Source organism: Streptomyces sp. NPDC016640 (assembly GCF_043076215.1).
Taxonomy (GTDB): Bacteria; Actinomycetota; Actinomycetes; order Streptomycetales; family Streptomycetaceae; genus Streptomyces.
Map to the genome: position 1 here is coordinate 393,338 of NZ_JBIBRG010000007.1, position 16,039 is coordinate 409,376.

Sequence of the window (16,039 nt, forward strand, 5' to 3'; positions counted from 1 at the left end):
TCATTCAGCAGTCCTTTTGGCATCAAACGCGGAGATCGAGAGCCTGTGGCTCGTCATGGCGGTTCCATGGGTCATGGCCGCTGCACGTGCTGGGTTACATCAGCGCAGTTGGCAAAAGATTTTCGTGTGTCCCAACACGGTTGAGTAGACGTCCTCATTGGCCCAGGCCCGGAATCGTCGGGTCACAGAAGACAGGTGATGGAAATGCGAGACGAGGCCGCCAAGCGGGTCGAGCTGGTCTTCTCCCTCTTCGACGCCAACGGCAACGGAGTCATCGCCTCCGACGACTTCGATCTGATGACGGGCCGTGTTCTGGAGGCGGCGGACGCTTCGGACGACGGCGCCAAGGCCGCCATCCGGGCCGCGTTCCGCCGCTACTGGACGACGCTGGCCACTGAACTGGACGCCAATGGCGACGGTGTGATCACCGTGGACGAGTTCCGTCCGTTCGTGCTTGACCCCGAGCGTTTCGGTCCCACGATCGCCGAGTTCGCTGAGGCCCTCTCCGCACTCGGCGACCCCGACGGGGACAGCCTGATCGAGCGCCCCCTCTTCGTATCGCTGATGACGGCGATCGGCTTCGAGGAGGCGAATATCCACGCCCTCTTCGACGCCTTCGGTCCGGACGCTGAGGACCGCATCACCGTGGCTACGTGGACCGCCGGCATCAAGGACTACTACGCGCCGGACATGGCCGGGATCCCGGGCGACCAGTTGGTGGCTGCCCGGGCCGTCTGACACGGTCCGTCAGCGGCTTTCCGGCCGTGGGCGGCACCGCTACGACGTGACCGAACTGCCGCTTCCATCGGGACACGTCCCACCGAGCGGGGCCTTGCGGCGGGCCCCGCCCTTAGCCTGCGGGCGGACGTCGTGAGCGTTGCGGGCGTCAGGGCGAGGGCTTGTGCGCGAACACCCACCGGTTCCCCTCCAGTGCGTCGTTCGGCTCGGGCAGGGGGCCACGTCCGTGCCGGCGGGTGAAGTCGAAGGGGGTGTGTACCGAGGTGGACCAGCCTTTGGCCGTCAAGTCACCCGCGGAGTCGGGTCGTGGCCCCTTGTCGAAGAGGTGAAGCAGGTCGATGCCGATCTGTTCTCGCGTCGCCGTGTAGATCGGGCTGTCGCGGTATTCCAGCAGGTCCTTCTCCAGCTTGGCTTCGAAGGCCAGTGCGCTGCCTTCGGTGGTCAGCCGGTCCACCGTGTCGATGAGGTACGTCTCGGCGGGGCCTGGCAGGTAGAAGAGGAGTCCCTCGGCCAGCCAGACGCTCGGTGCGACCGGATCGAGGCCAGCGGTGGTCAGCGCGGTGCCCCAGTCGGCGCGCAGGTCGACAGGTACGGGGACGCGCTTCACCTTGGGGGTGGCCGACAGGTCCTTGAGCACCTGGTGCTTGAACGCCAGCATGCCCGCTCTGTCGATCTCGAAGACCACGCAGTCGGACGGCCAGTCCAGGCGGAAGGCGCGGGTATCCAACCCCGCGCCCAGCAGGACGACTTGGCGGGCGCTCGTACGGACCGTCCGGAGGAGGAAGTCGTCGAGGACCCTGGTCCGCAGGCCGAAGTAGCGGGCGAACCGCCCCCACAGCGGGTTGCCGTCGCCGTCCGGGACCTGCTGGATGCGCACGGGCCAGTCCGCGCACGCCGGGGCGGCGCGCACGAAGTGTTCCGCGTAGGTGTCCTGGGCCAGGCTGTCGTGGCGGTGGGTCTCGATCGCCCGTGCCGCGGCGACCAGGAGTGCGGTCAGCCCCACGCCTGCGTCCACGCCTTCCGCGTCCGTGTGCTGGGGTGCCGTGCCGACCATGTTTCCTCCGTTGGTGGGAGTGGGGGCGCGAGGTGCCTGCTTGTCGGATGCGGTGAGGCTGCGGTGCGGCGTGCCTCGCTCATCGGCTTCTTCCCGCCGGAAGGAGTACGGGTTTGACCACACGGCCCGCGTCGCAGTCGCGTTCGGCCTCGTTGATGTCGGCCAGTGGGTAGGTGCGGATCAGTTGGTCGAAGGGGAAGCGTCCGGCTTGCCACAGCCCGGTCAGCCGGGGTATCAGCAGTCCGGGTACGGCGTCCCCTTCGCAGATGTGGCGGATGCTGCGGCCTCGGTCCAGCGTGCCCGGGTCGAGCGGCAGCGCGGTGTGGAGCCGTGCCACCAGGCCGAGGCTGCCGGTCGGGCGCAGTGCCCGGAGCGCGTCGTTGATGCGCGGGGACGAGGCCGTGGTGTCCAGCGCGTACTGCGCGCCGCCGTCGGTCAGCCGCCGGATCTGCTCGGGCAGTCCGGCCGTTTCGGCGGGCAGCGGGATCGCGCCGAACCGTTCGGCCAGGGCCAGCCGCCCGGGATGCCGGTCGACGGCCACGGTCAGCGCGCCGGCGGCGGTGGCCGCCATCACCGCGGCCAGGCCCACCGCTCCCGCGCCGAAGACCGCGAGGGTGTCGCCGGGGCCGGCGCTGAAGGTGTTCAGCACGGCTCCGGCGCCGGTGAGGAAGCCGCAGCCGAGCGGCCCGAGCAGTTCGACGGGCAGTGCGGGGTCGACCCGGACGGCGTTGCGGGCCGGGACGAGCGCGTACTCGGCGAACGAGGACTGGCCGAACCACCGGGGGGCCAGAGCTCCCCCGGCCGCGTCGGTGAGCCGCGGCGCGTCCTCCTCGCGTCCCCCGAAGAGGTTGAGGGAGGCGAAGGAGTCGCAGTAGGCGGGGGCCGCGCCGCGGCAGTTGCGGCAGTGCCCGCAGGAATCGAAGCTCAGCACGACGTGGTCACCGACCCCGATCGCGGTGTCCGGGCCGCCGCCCGTCCGCACCACGACCCCGGCCCCCTCGTGGCCGAGCACCGCCGGCAGCGGGCTGCGGCCGGCCGATCGCCGGACCGCGAGATCGGTCCGGCACATCCCGCAGCCCGCGATCTCGACCAGGATCTCACCGTCTGCGGGTTCCGTGTGCAGGGTCACCTCCTCGACCGCGAAGGGGTCCTCGTACGAACGCAGTACGGCCGCCTGGAACCTCATCGTCATGCCTCCTGCGGGCGGTGGACGACGAACGGCCGGAGGTTGCCATAGAGCCCCCACGGCCCGCCGGCGACGCCGACACCGCTGTTCTTGACGCCTGCGAAGGGCTGGGCGAGGGACAGTTCGGCGTGGTGGTTGATCCAGGCCGTGCCGCATTCGAGCCGGTCGGCCACCGCCCCGGCCCGGTCGAGATCGGTGCCCCATACGGAGCCGCCCAGGCCGAAGCCGGTGCCGTTGGCCGCGTCGACGGCTTCGTCGAGGCCGCGGTACGGCAGCACCGGCAGGACCGGTCCGAACTGTTCCTTGGTCACCACCGGGCTGCCGGGCGGGACGTCGGTAAGGATCGTGGGAGCGAAGAAGTAACCGGGCCCGTCCAGCCGGTGACCGCCGGCCGCCGCCCGGGCCCCGTCCGCCAGGGCCTGCTTCGTGACCTGCTCGACCCTGGCCAGCTGGGGGGCGTTGTTGACCGGGCCCAGCCGGGTTTCAGGGTTCAGGCCGGAGCCGACGGCGACGGTCTTCGCGCGCTGGGCGAGGGCTTCGACGACTTCGGCGTGGAGCTGGGCCGGAGCGTAGACGCGTTTGACCGCCATGCAGACCTGCCCGCAGTTGCGGAACGCGGCCCAGAACAGCCGGTCCGCGATCCGGTCCACCTCGACGTCGTCCAGCAGGACGGCGGCGTCGTTACCGCCCAGTTCCAGTGTGACCCGGGCGAGCGAGGCCGCCGCCGCTTCGGCGACGGCCCGCCCGGTGGGCACCGAACCGGTGAAGGTGACGTGGCGGATGCCCGGGTGGGAAGCGAGGCGGGCGCCGAGTGGTTCGCGGCCGGTGACGACGGTCAGTACGTCCTCGGGCAGGGCGGTGGCGAGGACGGTGCCGAGCAGCCGGGTGGCGAGGGGGGTGAACGGGGATGGTTTGAGGACCACGGTGTTGCCCGCCACGAGTGCGGGCGCGAACTTCGCCGCCGCGAGCTGGAGGGGAAAGTTCCACGGCACGATCGCGGCGACAGGTCCGAGGGATCGCCAGCGGATCTCGCTGTGCACGGGCCGGCCGTCGGTGATCCGCCGGGTTCTTGGGGCCAGGTCGGCGAAGTAGCGCAGGCGAGCCGCCGTACGGGCGACCTCCGCGTGCGACTCGGCCAGGGGCTTGCCCTGTTCCAGGGTGAGCAACCGAGCGAGGTCATCGCCGGCCGCCTCCACGGCGTTGGCTGCCACGCGCAACGCAGTCGTGCGTACGACGGGGTCGGCCCGCCAGCCGTGCCAGGCCCGGTGGGCCCGGTCGACCACGGCGTCCAACTCGTCCGGCTGCTGGTCGGGGGCCTCGTTGAAGGTCTCCCCGGTGGCCGGGTCGACCACGGCGAAACGCGCGGGTTGACGTCCGGGAACGCGATCGGACTCGGATGTCGGCATGCCGGTGGTCAGTTCACCGCGGGGACGCCGGCCGCGTGCTCCCGGGCCTGCCGGTCCATCTCCGCCCGGAAGGCGGCCACCAGATGCGGCTGAATCCTTCCAGCGTTGCGGTCGCCACCCTCGCAGACCGCTCCGCGCACGCCCACGATGTCCGTGCCGATGCGGGTCAGCGGACCGAGGTCGGTCTGTTTGACACTGCCCGCGAGGGCGGCGAGCAGACCGGATGCGTGGGCCAGCCGGACGAACTCGGCACAGACGTCCGGCGGAACGTGGTCGAACAGCCGCGACCCGTCCTTGACGGCGGTGTCGAGCATGGCCGCGTCGGCCCCGGATCGGGCGGCGATGTCGGGCAGGGCGAGCGGGTTGACGCAGCCGATGCGGTGAGCGTCGGCGTATCCGGAGGCGACGACGAGTGCTTCGGGGCGGTGGTCCTTCACCGCACGGACGACCGCACGCATGACCTCGATGCCCTGATCGGGCGTCGTGCACCCGTAGAGGCCGACCTTGATGTACGTGGCCCCCGAGACGACCGCGCCGAGCGCAGCCTGGGCCACTGTGCCGGGCTTGTACGGGACATCCCCCACGGTCGCGGACACCGGCTTGTCCGCCGGGACCGCTTCGCGGATCTCCCTGATGACCCAGGGGAAGTTCGCGCCGAGAGAGCCCTCATCAGGCTTCTTGACGTCGACGATGTCGAGATGCTCCGCAGCCTTCGCGCAATCGAGAGCCTCCTCGACACCGTCCGGGGAGATGAGAAGCAACACCCTGACCTCCTTCGCCGCCAGTCCGCCCGGCCGAGGGACAGGGGACTGCGGATCACCTGGCTCATGTGCGGTGCGCTCATCATTTCCGTCACCCTAGGGAACCGGGAGGGCGCACAGAGTACCCATAGGGTGCTCATGTCCACGTACAGTGCGCCGTGGATACCGGTGCAAATCAGCCCACAGGTAACACTTCGCCCGGGCGGTGAGTATCTCGGGGCATTGGTGACAACCGGTCTGCCCTTGTGGCGGCTATTGTGCTTCAGCTCACGGGTAGTTGATGTTCGCCATAAATGGGCTCCGAGATTAGTAGTCGAGATCCAGGCAGTCGATATGGCCCGGCGGCCACCATGGTGCCCAAATGCCCTCCGCCGTCGGTGAAGTCTCTGCCCACGGTGCCCGTCCGCCGCGGCGAACCGGGACGCGGAACACTGCGTTCTGGCCCCGCTCACCGGCGGGGCAGTGCGGGGCCTGCGTCGCGAAGTCTCTCGCGCTGCGGAGAGGGGCGTTCGAAGCCTCAGCCCACCGGCTCAGGAGCTTCCTGGCTGCCTTCATCCATCCCAGCAGTTGCTCCCCGACGAATCCGCCGCCCGCTGTAAGGATCAGGCCCATGGCCAGGACCCCCGCGGTGTGAGTGGAGTAAAGGCCCGTCGTCGCGGACGCCGCCTATCACGGCAAGGCATTGCGCGATCTGCCGGCGACCTGCACCTTCAACACCCGGCTGCCCGCGTCCTCGGTGCTTTCCGCCCCGCCCCCGACCGGCAAACGCGGGCGTCCCGAGCTCAAGGGCACGCGGTTGGGCACGCCCCCCAGCTCGCGGGCGCCGCCGACTTCACTCCGGTGCGGGTCACGCGCTACCAACGCACCGACACCGTGCACTTGGCCGAGGTCACCTGCTTGCGGTACGGCTCCTTCCATGCCCGCACTGTGCGCGTGATCCTGCTCCGGGACGACACCACCGGCACCGGCTACGACCTCGCCCTGGTCACCATCGACCTAGCAGCCCGGCCGAGCTGATCACCCCCTACGCGATGCGCTGGTCCATCGAGGTCACCTTCGCCGAGGCCCGCAACCTGCTCGGCACCGGCCAGGCCCACAACCGCACCCGCGCCGCCGTCGAGCGCACCGTGCCCTTCGGGCTGTACTGCTACACGATCACCGTGGCCTGGTACGCGCTGCACGGCCACGAGCCCGGCGACGTGGCCGAGCACCGCCAGCGCGCACCCTGGTACACCACCAAGACCGACCCCTCGCTGTCAGACATGGTCGCCAAGCTCCGCCGGGTGATCATCGCCGTCCGATGTATGCCCACCCGCCCAGGTCAGCCCACCGAGCAAGAAATCCGCACTGTCCAGCAGGCATGGGCCGCCGCCAGTACCAACGCCGCCGCGTGAGCAGCCAAACCTGTCAGAACCTCGAAAGTCGAGTGGCCACGCGCCCAGGCGGCCTCAAGCAAGCGTGAGTGGCGGGACCGCGTTCCGTATGGTCAACAGTCCTCCGTCCAGACGCAGTTGGAGAGGTGTCGGCTCGGCGCACACGGTACGGCGCAGGCCGGCGGGAATGTAATCCATGGTCGCGAGCCGCTCGGCGTATTGGAGGAAACGGTGGCAGCCGACAGCGTGCAGCGACGAGCCCTCGGCGGCAGCGGCCACCTCAGGTAGGACGAAGCCGCCGTGTCCCTGTGCCTGGATCACGTCGACGGCGTCGACGTGCCGATGGCGCACGCGTTCGGGGAAGAAGCGCGCGGCGAAGTGTCGGTAGAGGACGTACTCAGAGGCGCCCGTCCACTTACAGGGGTCGGCGGTGCGCAGGAACGCTTGCCAGAAGGGTATGCCGTGTGCTTTCTGGGCCCGCTGGATAATTTCGCCCAGAATGGTGCGATCGAAAACCATGTGGTGCTGCATGCCGCTGTAGGCGTCCACAGGCAGCCAGCCCGGGATCAGCCGCCCAGCCGCCTCCAGCGCAGTGTGGTGGTCCGGCAGCCGGTGCACCCGGGTGTTCAGGTGCCAGGAGAGGGGATAGCCGTACGGCAACACGGAGGACCCCTGGCCGTCGACGAATGCCATGTCTCGCAGGAACACGAAGTCCGCATCTACCACCAGGACATGTTCCGGCGTGCCTGCGGGAAGGACATCGAAACACTGCAGCTTCGCCAGTTGCTGGAAGTACCACGAGGCAGTGGACGGATCTCTACCCAAGCCTCGCAGGTACTCACGCACATCCCGGCTGCTGGGAGCGCAGCTTCGTTCGTCGAACCAGACGACGCGCGAATCTAGATCGTCGAAGGACCGCGCCGGTAGGCGCTGAGCGACAACCTGCACCAGCTCCACGGGGTTCAGGGAGCGAGCGAGTACACCCCGTATACAGACGTCCAGCCCGGCCATGTCCTTCTCCGCAGCCAGGATGACTACGCTGATCGGCGGCAGTTCGCCGCCTCGGTGGCCCATGAGCCGTTCGTCGGCAGCCTCGGACGCCGGGTAGGCGAGGGGGGTGGCTAATGGTTGCTGCACTTGACAGAGCATAGCCAGTACAGCTGAGCGGCTGCCTCCAGGGAAGTGGTTTACGGGTTCCACCCGATCTGTTGCTCGCCTGTCTCAGGGCGCGGCTAACGAGCTCGTGCACGGTAACGGTGAGGCGTCGGGTTCCTGATCGTCGATCATGGTTGTGTGGTGGGGAACGCGTCTCGTGCAGCGATCATCAGCGACCGGAGGATCACGGGCCTGTCGGCAGACGTGATTGCTGAACTCGTGGCTGAACTGGGCCCGTTGTGGCATGAACGCCACCAGGCCCGGCTTGTGTCCAGGCTACGGAAGCGGGCCGTGGGCGCGGGCGCGAAACACCGGCTGGTCTTCGTCGACCGGCTCCTGGCCGCCCTCGTGCACCTCCGACACGCGACCACCCACGACGTGCTGGCCTGCTGGTTCGGCGTGGACCGCTCCACCATCACCCGCGCCATCGGCGAGGTGCGGCCCCTGCTCGCCGAGCGAGGCTGCACCGTCAGCCCCGGAGTGCGGCTGCGGACCCTGGCCGAGGTCGTCGACCACCTCGGCGCCAGCGGCAAGACCGGGATCGTTGACGGCACCGAGATCCGGGTCCGGCGGCCAGCTGCCGGACGCAAGGACCGGGACACGTTCATCTCCGGCAAGAGCAAGCAGAACGCCGTCAAGTCCATGGTGGTCACGGACGGGGACGGCCGGGTCCTGTTCTGCAGCCCGACCAGGCGCGGAAGCTGCGCGGACATCACCCACGCCCGTCAGTTGGGGCTGCTCAAACTCCTGGCCGACGGTCCCCCCCCGTGGAGATCCTCGCTGATGCCGGCTATCAGGGCCTGGGCGCGCAGACCGGCGGACGGGTGGTGACACCCCCGCACCGCAAGTTCAAGAAGAACGCCCCGGACTGGTACGAGGAGGTGGACGAGCGCCAGCGCAAGGCACACTCGTCACGCCGTATCCGGGTCGAACACGGCATCGCCCATCTGAAGAACTGGCGGGCGCTGACCCGCCACCTCGGCCGCCGCGAGCACATGAGTCACACCGTGCAGGCCGTCGCCGGTCTGCTGTCCCACCAGCAGACTGCGGACCTGACGTCGGCGCGGCAGAGGTGAACACCGAGTCCCGCCGCCATCCTCGACGCCTCACCGTTACCGTGCACGAGGTCGTAAGGGTTGTCCCGCAATTGATCACAAGACAGGCTTGCCGGCCTGCTCGCTCCGGCCCACCCCGTCCTGCCGCAGGGGGCTACTCCGCTGAGGCCCGACACGGCGGACGTCCGCCAGGAACCCACCAGCCCCTCACGGGAAGTAGAGGGTGGCCTTCTGCAGTACATGGCTCGTGAACATGCCGCCCCAGACGGTCCCGCCCCGGTACATCGTGGTCCGCAAAGTCTTCGGGGTGGCCTCGACCGTGAGGGGCCGACTGATCAGTGTTGTGTCGAGGATCCGGGCGTCCTGGGCGGCCCACTGGGCCGCCTCGGGCAGGACACGCGCGCTCACCAGGGCGGGGAGTACCAGGGCCGCGTTGCGGGCGCCAGGTATGCCTCCGCGCAGGCCCTTGGCGTAGCGCATGGCCCACGCGGTGAACTCCCCCAGGGTGGTCACGTCGATCTCGGGGACGGCGGTCGCGAAGACGAAAAGCTCAGCCTTCGTCCCGAACCAGCGGACCTTGCGGTCGGCACGGCAGCCGGTCACCACCTGGCACTCGTTCCAGTGCGGCAGGGTCACCGTGCAGCCGTCGGCAGTCAGCCGTTCGTGGAGCGCCGTGAGGTACGCGGCCGCCGCGTCGGCGGTCGGTCCGGTCGCATGCGGGTTCATGCGTGGATCCTCCAACACCCTTACTCAGTAAGGGAAGAGGAGTAGAAGAACCCATGTTCCGAGCACCGCGCGCGGCATCGGAGAACCGATGAGGGGCAGGCATCTGATCATTGCGGGACAGCCCTTAGGTGGCGAGGTCCCAAACCGTCGCTGTGAGCCTCATGGTGTGCCCACCCGGTGCGGCCGACACGACACGCACGAACGCAATACGACCCTCGGTGGTCTGAACACAGAACTGCGCATCCTGAGGCGGGTCCTGCAGCATGGGGTCGCCGTTGCTCCGCAACGCCTCCGCGCACTGCGCCTCGGTTGGATCAGCATCAGTTCCCGAAATCGGCGCGATGATCGCCGCGAGCCGGGGGCCGCCATGGAAGTTGGCGGAACCAGCCGTCCCGCTTCCATCAGTGACGGCCGACAAGTCGGCGCCCTTGAGGTCATCCGCAACAAGCGGCTTGCGCGTGTCGAAGTCGATGTCAACCCCGTAGGCGCTGGTCCGGAACTGAATGTCGTGTGGATCGAACATGGCGCGGGACGCTGTGTTCTCCGGGCCGGCCGGATCCGCTGATGCGGCTGGCTTGGCTTGATCATGCGTGGCAGACGGTGCCCCCCGCGACGGCGGGTGGCTTCGAGTCGTCAGCAGAGCTGTGCCGGTTGTTGACGAACACCGTGGCTGCGATGCCAACGACGGGCACGACGATGCCTACGACCCACCAGGCCCAGCGCGGCTGCCCCGGCGCAGACGTGCCCGGACCCGCTGCCGACGGATTGCTACCGCTGCTGTTCGTCACAACTTCCCCACCACATCACTGGCATCCCGGCCGTTCACACTATGACGGACTCCGTAGCCCGGTGATCAGTTCCCAGCTGTGTCACGGAGTCGTCGGTCGCGCTCGGGTGGGCTGACAGCGCACAGCGCCGCGAACGACGCCTCGCTGCGCAGACGTTCCGCAGAGGCTGGCCGGCGCAACGGCGGGGCGCAAGTGAGATGATCTCTCATCCCGTCAGTGTGCTCGCGACCACTGGCAACGCCCGCGGCGGCCCAGTAACGCCCATCTGGACCTGCCCCGGGCGGGCGGCGACCTCCGGCGGGTGCTGGCGGTGCTGAGATTCCCGGAAGGAAACGGCTGCCCCCGGGCGCTCGCCGAAGGCCCGGCCGACGCCGGGGCGGCGAAAAGGTTGGTGTGCGGGGCCGAAGGGACCAGGTAACGTCTTTGTCATGTTCTTCCAGACGCCGATTTACGAGTGAGAGCGTGATGGGCCCCTGCTGACGTCCTTCGACGTCGCCGCCCGTCCCCCACCGATGAATCCGTAGATCACTTCACATCACTACCGGGAGAACCCGTGACCGTGAGCAAGAACATCAACAACCCCGTGGGCATGGGCGGCGGCCAGCGCAAGAAGCTGTCCCGCGCCGAACGGCAGAACAACGGCCCGCACCGGAACCTCGACCGCCAGGGTGCAGCCGACCAGAAGGCGGAGCTGGTGCGCAAGATGCGCGAGAAGGCAGGCGCAGCCGAGGGCGCCGGGCAGACGAGCGACGACACCGCACAGAGCTGACGCACCGCCGCCGCAGGGCGGCACCGCATGGGCCAGTGCCCCGCACCGCGACGCGCGGTCCGGGGCACTGCTGTCGTACCGGGCGCAGCCGGTCCCGCTCAGCTCTCGGCCGAGCACCCGCGTCTCAGCCGACCATCCGGGGCGGCCGCAGATTCAGCAGTCCCGTCACCGCCAACACCCGAGCTGCACCAGCAGCATCACCACCAGCGCGGTCCACGTGCCCAGCCCGGGCGACACTGTCAGGAAGAGCGTGCAGGGCGTCCTTCGCCGCTTTGTGCGGGGGCCAGTCCCCTCGAGCGTCCCTCGGGACGCCGGCAGTTCCGTCGCCTCAACCGTGGCGGCGACCGTCAGGCCAACGCCGCGCTCCACCGCATCGTGTTCACCCGCCGGCGGGTCGACCCGCGCACTCCGGACCATTACGAGCGCCGGATCAAGGAGGGCAAGACCCGGCGCGAAATCGTCCGTTGCCTCAAACGCTACGCGGCTCGGGATGTCTTCCACCTGGTCGGACAGCTACAGCCAGGACCCCGCTCATAGGAGCTGTGAGAGCGGAGTGCGGCGAGAAGCCCCGCTGGCGCGGCCTGGCGGGGCTTGTGAGTAGGTGGGTTTCAGTGTCCGCCGTGAGCTCCCTTGCGCGCGGGTTCTCCTCTCTCGAGCACCCGAGTGCAAGGACGTGGCGACGGTACGAGTCTCACGGCCGATGCGCAGCATGTGGCCCGGGAAACTCTCCGCGGCCAACCAGGACATATATTTCGCTTCTGCAAAGTTCAACGCCTTTGGGGTGTCTGCGGCACTGCCTGATCCTTTGAGGCTGCGCGGACCGCGTGCACGCGACCGCCTAGAGGCGCTGTTGGACCCGGCGAGGCTGTGGCCGACTATGGTCCGCAGCGCAGCCTGGCCCAGGGCCGGGGCGGTGTGCTGGGCGCGGAGAGGCGCGCACCGGGGTCCTGCGCGCGGGCTGTTCATGGCCGGGTGAGCCTGCCAACATCTCGACTGGGGTGGGGGCCGGGCTGAAGTATGGTCCGCTCACGGTTGACCAGGTCTCAGCCATCTTGTTGAGGTGTGGGGCTGATGACGTCCCGCTGCGGGGAACCGCCGTTGCATCGCCGTTCCGGTCGGCGCCTGGCGGTTCACCCGCTGATCGACCGGCACGCTTCAGGTGGCACTCCCCGCGATGGGGCAGTGCGCGTGCTCGTCTGGAGTCATCCCTGGTCCTCTGAAGAGGGGTAGATCCGCCACAGTTGGGAGAGGTTCGGTCCGCCCCACATGCGGGTCAGGCCCACCAGCCGGTCGTTGCCCTGGAGGTGGTCGGCGATGGCCAGGGCGTAGCGCGGGTGCACGACGGAGACCATGTAGAAGTCGTTGCCTCGCTCTGCGTGGGAGACCAGCCGCCAGTGCTGGTTGAGGCTGTTCGTGTGTTCTCGAAGGGTCACGAGGTCGGGCGGGTTGGCTCCCGCGGTGAGGCAGCGGTGGTTGGCGTACGACTCGATGCGCACGGTGCCGTCGGCGTTCTGCCGCAGGAACCATCGGTGCGAGTTGTTGTCCTTGGCGAACGGGTCCTGTGCCCAGGTCTGGGTGTGGTTGCCGACACCGTCGTGCCAGTCGTTGCACATGAAGTAGGTGCCGGTGACGTGGTGGGTCATCGTCACCGATCCGCCCGCGAGCAGTACGAGGTCGCTCATATCAGTGCCCCTCAGCCTCGAGAGTTTCTTTTACAGGGGGGCGCCCCTGAAACTCAGCGTAAAGAGCCAGCTGTAGGTCCACAGCGTGGCCAACCGGTCGTTTGCCGAGGTCAGAGCCCTGTCCGGGAGATCTCGAACGGATGAACGGAGCTAGTCGAGCCGGCTAACCGAGCGTCACCCACACGTCCCGCAGGCGGCGCAACGATGTGGCAGGGCACCGCTGGATTCGAACGGGCAGGGCGAACGCCATGCGGCGGGCGGGAGCTGCAAGAACGAGAAGATGACAACCCTCCCGACGAGCCGGCTGTCTCATTCCGTTTCCCTGTCGCTCCGGTGTGAGAGTCTGCGGCGGCATGCGCGGATTCCCGGACCAGCTCGCGGAAGTCGAACGTGCGGGTGCCGCCGGACGCGGACGCGAGGAAGTGTTCGGCCTCGCGTTCGTAGCGACGGTGCACGCGATCTTCCAGCGACGCCGACCGGTCACAGGACGTCCTGGACGTCGTGGTCGATTTCGCCGTGCACGGCCACGACGAGGACGCCATCGACCATTCGTCCTGGAGGGAGAGTCGGTCTGGCCGGTCTCCCTAGTGGATGTCGCTCACGTTTCCTCGACTGAGCCCAGGCTTGCCCACTCAGGGCGTGCCGGGACGATTCTGCCCCACAGCTGCGGCGGCATGTGCCCAGCCAGATGCGTGGGATCTGGTGACATGCGTGTCGCTGACGTGGGTACTTGCGCACGTCGACGGGGGGAGTGAGGGCGAGATACGTGGGAGTCAACGCCGAGGGTGACGGCTGTACCGCAGATCAGTACCTGATGCGAGCCGGCTACGCCCTGGACGGAGGCGTCGGCTGTATCGCCGACGTTCGCCACCATGCTGTCGCCTTCCTTGACCAGGCCCGTGCTGATCATGGCCTGCCCGTGCCCGCTCGCGCGAGAGACCTCACGCAACTGGTGGTCAGTGAGCTGGTCACCAATGCGCTCAAGTACGCCCCCGGCCCCGTCCTGATGGAACTGCGGATCACCGCCCATGCCGTGGACGTCGTCGTGTGGGACAGCGACCCCGTCGTGCCCGCTGCCCGGCCCGCCGATCCCGATCGGATCGGCCAGCACGGCCTGGAGATCGTCAAAGCCGTCACCCTGGACCTTTTCATCGAACGGGAGCCTGTCGGCAAGCGCATCACGGCCCGCATCGCCCTGTCCGGCACCTTCAGCAGCGACACGGTCCGCCGCTGAACGAATGAGTCCCGCCGACGGCCGGCTCGTCAGGCCCGGATCGTCCGCTTCGACCCGAGTGGCTCCATGGAGATCGACCGGTGGGATTCGCGGAGCTGCGGACTCAACCGGTAATCGCTGGGACAAGGCTGACGTGGTGCGTCAACCGTCGGCGTGAGCACGCCCGGTCCCGTCCCAAAGGTGTCGGGGGGCGGTCGGCTCACGCCATGTCTGCTGCGTGGGAGTTGAGCGAGTTTGGGCAGGCGAGGAGCAGGGCGCGGTCGTCGGGGTAGTCGGCGCCGGGCTGGTGGTTGAGTGGCCGGTCGGCCTCGCAGCGTCGACGACGAGATAGCTTCCGTCTGCTTCAAGGTGGCACGGCAGGGGAGTCTGAAGGGCCTGGCCGCTGCGGCCCGCGGCGCCAGCTGCGGCGATCAGGGCCGCGGGTCCATGCCCGCCGGCCCAGCGGCGGAACGCGCCTACCTGACGTACCTGCGGAACATGGCCGACGACTGCGCGGCGGGTGCCGGCGGTGTGCTGCGGTGCCTCTCGACAGAGCAGACTGTCCGGGACAGGGACGCGATACGCGCCGCGCCCAGCGAACGGACGACGAACCCCTCCTCGGCGTCTCCTACGGCACCAGGCTTGGCGCGGCCTGTGCGGCCCGATCCCCGTACCGCACCGGTCGCATGGTCCTCGACAGCGTCGGCGGCCCGTGGGACTGGTCCGACTTCGACGTCCTCCAGAGCCGGGGTACTGCTGCGCCAAGGTGAGGCCGGCTCGGTGGGGAACCCCCGCTGGAGCAGATCCTCGGACGGTCATGCGGGAGTAGTCGTACCGCGGGATCCGGCCCACGGCATGCGATACGAGCTGCTGGAACCCCTTCGAAGAGGCGTCTTACGGATAGCCGCGTATGTCGCGCGTCCCCCCTTGGGAGCCCTGGTGCCGTTGGCCACTCTTCATGAGACGTTGCACTCCGGGTGAATCAATGTCTGTGCTCGAGAGATCAGAGTTTGACGGACCAGGCAGTACGAGTTTCTTGCCGTGACGAGCAGAGTGGAATTATCCAACGCACACGGGCCGCTCCGGCGTGCTACTGTCTATCTCAGTTGCAGTTGTGGTTCCCAAAACTTCAAGTGCCCCCACCAGGCTTCTGCCGGTCGGGAGCACTTTTGTATTTCCGGTCATTTTCCGGGCGGGGTAATCATCGCGGCGACACGGCGCCCGCGCAGTGCGGACGCCGATGCACTGCCCCAAAGGAGATATGACATGGCTACTGGCACCGTGAAGTGGTTCAACGCGGAAAAGGGCTTCGGCTTCATCGAGCAGGACGGTGGCGGCGCCGACGTGTTCGCCCACTACTCGAACATCGCCGCTCAGGGCTTCCGTGAGCTGCTCGAAGGCCAGAAGGTCTCCTTCGACATCGCGCAGGGCCAGAAGGGCCCGACGGCCGAGAACATCGTTCCTGCCTGACGCTCACGCGCAATCCGTAGCTGGGGCCCGCATCCTTCGGGGTGCGGGCCCCAGCTGCACGCGTATCCCGCAGCGGCTTTCACCCGCGGGACGCCCCGAAGGAATCCGCAGTACCACCACAAGCGGTTCCTCCCGCAGGACGCACACACATCCTGAAGCGCTACACCGCAGCCGGCGCCCGGATCGCAAGGTCTCCATCGCGTCACCCATTTCAGCACCTGTGCCCACGGATGTTTCCGCCGGTCAGATCTGCTTTCTTTTGCCACCGGTCCATACTTGTAATTCTCCATGCCATTCATCGCAGCGGGAATTCCTTGATATGTGCCACATCGAGGAAGGTTCCGCATGAACCGCACGTACACGAACGACCGCCCCGCCCGCTCCCGTGACGGCCGTGCCGACGCCGGAAGAGGCGGCGGCTACGGCTCGCAGGCGCCGCGTCGTACCGGCGGGCCCGTCCGCTCCGGCGGTTACGGCCGTCGGCCCGCCGCAATGCAGGGTGAGTTCGCGCTGCCCAGGACGATCACCCCCGCACTGCCGGCAGTTGAGGGCTTCGCCGATCTCGACATGCCCGGGCAGCTCCTGGCCGAACTCGGCAGGCAGGGTGTGACCGCGCCGTTCCCGATCCAGGGCGCGACGCTGCCGAACTCCCTGGCGGGCCGT

17 protein-coding genes and 1 pseudogene are annotated in these 16,039 nt (G+C 68.5%); 10 read left to right on the top strand and 8 right to left on the bottom strand.

Features of this window, described 5'->3' with window-relative positions; translation table 11 throughout:
• Positions 1 to 204 precede the first annotated feature (204 nt).
• The gene (locus ACF07S_RS17680; RefSeq protein WP_391974542.1) at positions 205 to 738 is read left to right on the top strand and encodes an EF-hand domain-containing protein; all 534 of its coding nucleotides are present in this window, start codon (positions 205 to 207) and stop codon (positions 736 to 738) included.
• A 148-nt stretch (positions 739 to 886) separates the two neighbouring features.
• Here ACF07S_RS17680 and ACF07S_RS17685 read toward each other — a convergent pair whose 3' ends face one another.
• From ACF07S_RS17685 to ACF07S_RS17700, 4 genes are all read right to left on the bottom strand, one after another.
• The gene (locus ACF07S_RS17685) at positions 887 to 1,792 is read right to left on the bottom strand and encodes a class I SAM-dependent methyltransferase (RefSeq protein ID WP_391974543.1); all 906 of its coding nucleotides are present in this window, start codon (positions 1,790 to 1,792) and stop codon (positions 887 to 889) included.
• Between the two features lie 79 nt (positions 1,793 to 1,871).
• On the bottom strand, positions 1,872 to 2,978 hold the full coding sequence (locus ACF07S_RS17690; protein ID WP_391974553.1) for an NAD(P)-dependent alcohol dehydrogenase: 1,107 nt from the start codon (positions 2,976 to 2,978) through the stop codon (positions 1,872 to 1,874).
• Between the two features lie 2 nt (positions 2,979 to 2,980).
• Positions 2,981 to 4,384, bottom strand: a complete 1,404-nt coding sequence (locus ACF07S_RS17695) for an aldehyde dehydrogenase family protein (protein ID WP_391974544.1) — start codon at positions 4,382 to 4,384, stop codon at positions 2,981 to 2,983.
• A gap of 8 nt (positions 4,385 to 4,392) precedes the next feature.
• Complete coding sequence (locus ACF07S_RS17700) at positions 4,393 to 5,148, bottom strand: (5-formylfuran-3-yl)methyl phosphate synthase (protein ID WP_037684233.1); 756 nt, start codon at positions 5,146 to 5,148, stop codon at positions 4,393 to 4,395.
• An 876-nt stretch (positions 5,149 to 6,024) separates the two neighbouring features.
• Between ACF07S_RS17700 and ACF07S_RS17705 the strand changes: the two genes are divergently transcribed.
• Both ACF07S_RS17705 and ACF07S_RS17710 read left to right on the top strand, forming a co-directional pair.
• On the top strand, positions 6,025 to 6,162 hold the full coding sequence (locus ACF07S_RS17705) for a hypothetical protein (RefSeq protein WP_391974545.1): 138 nt from the start codon (positions 6,025 to 6,027) through the stop codon (positions 6,160 to 6,162).
• 14 nt (positions 6,163 to 6,176) lie between these two features.
• Complete coding sequence (locus ACF07S_RS17710; RefSeq protein WP_391974546.1) at positions 6,177 to 6,539, top strand: hypothetical protein; 363 nt, start codon at positions 6,177 to 6,179, stop codon at positions 6,537 to 6,539.
• 54 nt (positions 6,540 to 6,593) lie between these two features.
• On the opposite strand, the gene ACF07S_RS17715 is transcribed toward ACF07S_RS17710, so the two are convergent.
• Complete coding sequence (locus tag ACF07S_RS17715; protein WP_391974547.1) at positions 6,594 to 7,655, bottom strand: hypothetical protein; 1,062 nt, start codon at positions 7,653 to 7,655, stop codon at positions 6,594 to 6,596.
• A gap of 285 nt (positions 7,656 to 7,940) precedes the next feature.
• Between ACF07S_RS17715 and ACF07S_RS17720 the strand changes: the two genes are divergently transcribed.
• A complete protein-coding gene (locus tag ACF07S_RS17720; protein ID WP_391974548.1) occupies positions 7,941 to 8,504 on the top strand; it encodes a transposase family protein in 564 nt (187 codons plus the stop codon).
• On the top strand, positions 8,501 to 8,749 hold the full coding sequence (locus ACF07S_RS17725) for a transposase family protein (RefSeq protein WP_391974549.1): 249 nt from the start codon (positions 8,501 to 8,503) through the stop codon (positions 8,747 to 8,749). The genes ACF07S_RS17720 and ACF07S_RS17725 overlap by 4 nt, the downstream gene beginning before the upstream one ends.
• Before the next feature lie 186 nt (positions 8,750 to 8,935).
• Here ACF07S_RS17725 and ACF07S_RS17730 read toward each other — a convergent pair whose 3' ends face one another.
• A complete protein-coding gene (locus ACF07S_RS17730) occupies positions 8,936 to 9,454 on the bottom strand; it encodes a hypothetical protein (RefSeq protein WP_391965000.1) in 519 nt (172 codons plus the stop codon).
• A gap of 124 nt (positions 9,455 to 9,578) precedes the next feature.
• Positions 9,579 to 9,977: a hypothetical protein gene (locus ACF07S_RS17735; protein ID WP_391974550.1), complete on the bottom strand. Its 399-nt coding sequence runs from the start codon at positions 9,975 to 9,977 to the stop codon at positions 9,579 to 9,581.
• Between the two features lie 818 nt (positions 9,978 to 10,795).
• Between ACF07S_RS17735 and ACF07S_RS17740 the strand changes: the two genes are divergently transcribed.
• Both ACF07S_RS17740 and ACF07S_RS17745 read left to right on the top strand, forming a co-directional pair.
• A complete protein-coding gene (locus ACF07S_RS17740) occupies positions 10,796 to 11,011 on the top strand; it encodes a DUF6243 family protein (protein ID WP_179879016.1) in 216 nt (71 codons plus the stop codon).
• A gap of 27 nt (positions 11,012 to 11,038) precedes the next feature.
• On the top strand, positions 11,039 to 11,548 hold the full coding sequence (locus tag ACF07S_RS17745; protein ID WP_391965002.1) for a transposase: 510 nt from the start codon (positions 11,039 to 11,041) through the stop codon (positions 11,546 to 11,548).
• Between the two features lie 665 nt (positions 11,549 to 12,213).
• Here the strand turns inward: ACF07S_RS17745 and ACF07S_RS17750 are convergent.
• Positions 12,214 to 12,693: an RICIN domain-containing protein gene (locus ACF07S_RS17750; protein ID WP_030839597.1), complete on the bottom strand. Its 480-nt coding sequence runs from the start codon at positions 12,691 to 12,693 to the stop codon at positions 12,214 to 12,216.
• An 814-nt stretch (positions 12,694 to 13,507) separates the two neighbouring features.
• Between ACF07S_RS17750 and ACF07S_RS17755 the strand changes: the two genes are divergently transcribed.
• From ACF07S_RS17755 to ACF07S_RS17765, 3 genes and pseudogenes are all read left to right on the top strand, one after another.
• Positions 13,508 to 13,927, top strand: coding sequence for an ATP-binding protein (locus tag ACF07S_RS17755; RefSeq protein ID WP_391965014.1), 420 nt, complete (start codon positions 13,508 to 13,510; stop codon positions 13,925 to 13,927).
• 1,245 nt (positions 13,928 to 15,172) lie between these two features.
• Complete coding sequence (locus ACF07S_RS17760; protein WP_004986771.1) at positions 15,173 to 15,376, top strand: cold-shock protein; 204 nt, start codon at positions 15,173 to 15,175, stop codon at positions 15,374 to 15,376.
• 345 nt (positions 15,377 to 15,721) lie between these two features.
• A pseudogene (locus tag ACF07S_RS17765) lies at positions 15,722 to 16,039 on the top strand (ATP-dependent helicase); the annotation flags it as partial.

What these genes read in the sequence shown, in the direction of transcription:
- ACF07S_RS17695 (WP_391974544.1), bottom strand. Translation starts at nt 4,384, where the DNA reads ATGCCGACATCCGAGTCCGATCGCGTTCCCGGACGTCAACCCGCGCGT.
- ACF07S_RS17690 (WP_391974553.1), bottom strand. Translation starts at nt 2,978, where the DNA reads ATGAGGTTCCAGGCGGCCGTACTGCGTTCGTACGAGGACCCCTTCGCG.
- ACF07S_RS17755 (WP_391965014.1), top strand. Translation starts at nt 13,508, where the DNA reads ATGCGAGCCGGCTACGCCCTGGACGGAGGCGTCGGCTGTATCGCCGAC.
- ACF07S_RS17685 (WP_391974543.1), bottom strand. Translation starts at nt 1,792, where the DNA reads ATGGTCGGCACGGCACCCCAGCACACGGACGCGGAAGGCGTGGACGCA.
- ACF07S_RS17710 (WP_391974546.1), top strand. Translation starts at nt 6,177, where the DNA reads ATGCGCTGGTCCATCGAGGTCACCTTCGCCGAGGCCCGCAACCTGCTC.
- ACF07S_RS17730 (WP_391965000.1), bottom strand. Translation starts at nt 9,454, where the DNA reads ATGAACCCGCATGCGACCGGACCGACCGCCGACGCGGCGGCCGCGTAC.
- ACF07S_RS17760 (WP_004986771.1), top strand. Translation starts at nt 15,173, where the DNA reads ATGGCTACTGGCACCGTGAAGTGGTTCAACGCGGAAAAGGGCTTCGGC.
- ACF07S_RS17680 (WP_391974542.1), top strand. Translation starts at nt 205, where the DNA reads ATGCGAGACGAGGCCGCCAAGCGGGTCGAGCTGGTCTTCTCCCTCTTC.
- ACF07S_RS17735 (WP_391974550.1), bottom strand. Translation starts at nt 9,977, where the DNA reads ATGTTCGATCCACACGACATTCAGTTCCGGACCAGCGCCTACGGGGTT.
- ACF07S_RS17745 (WP_391965002.1), top strand. Translation starts at nt 11,039, where the DNA reads ATGGGCCAGTGCCCCGCACCGCGACGCGCGGTCCGGGGCACTGCTGTC.
- ACF07S_RS17750 (WP_030839597.1), bottom strand. Translation starts at nt 12,693, where the DNA reads ATGAGCGACCTCGTACTGCTCGCGGGCGGATCGGTGACGATGACCCAC.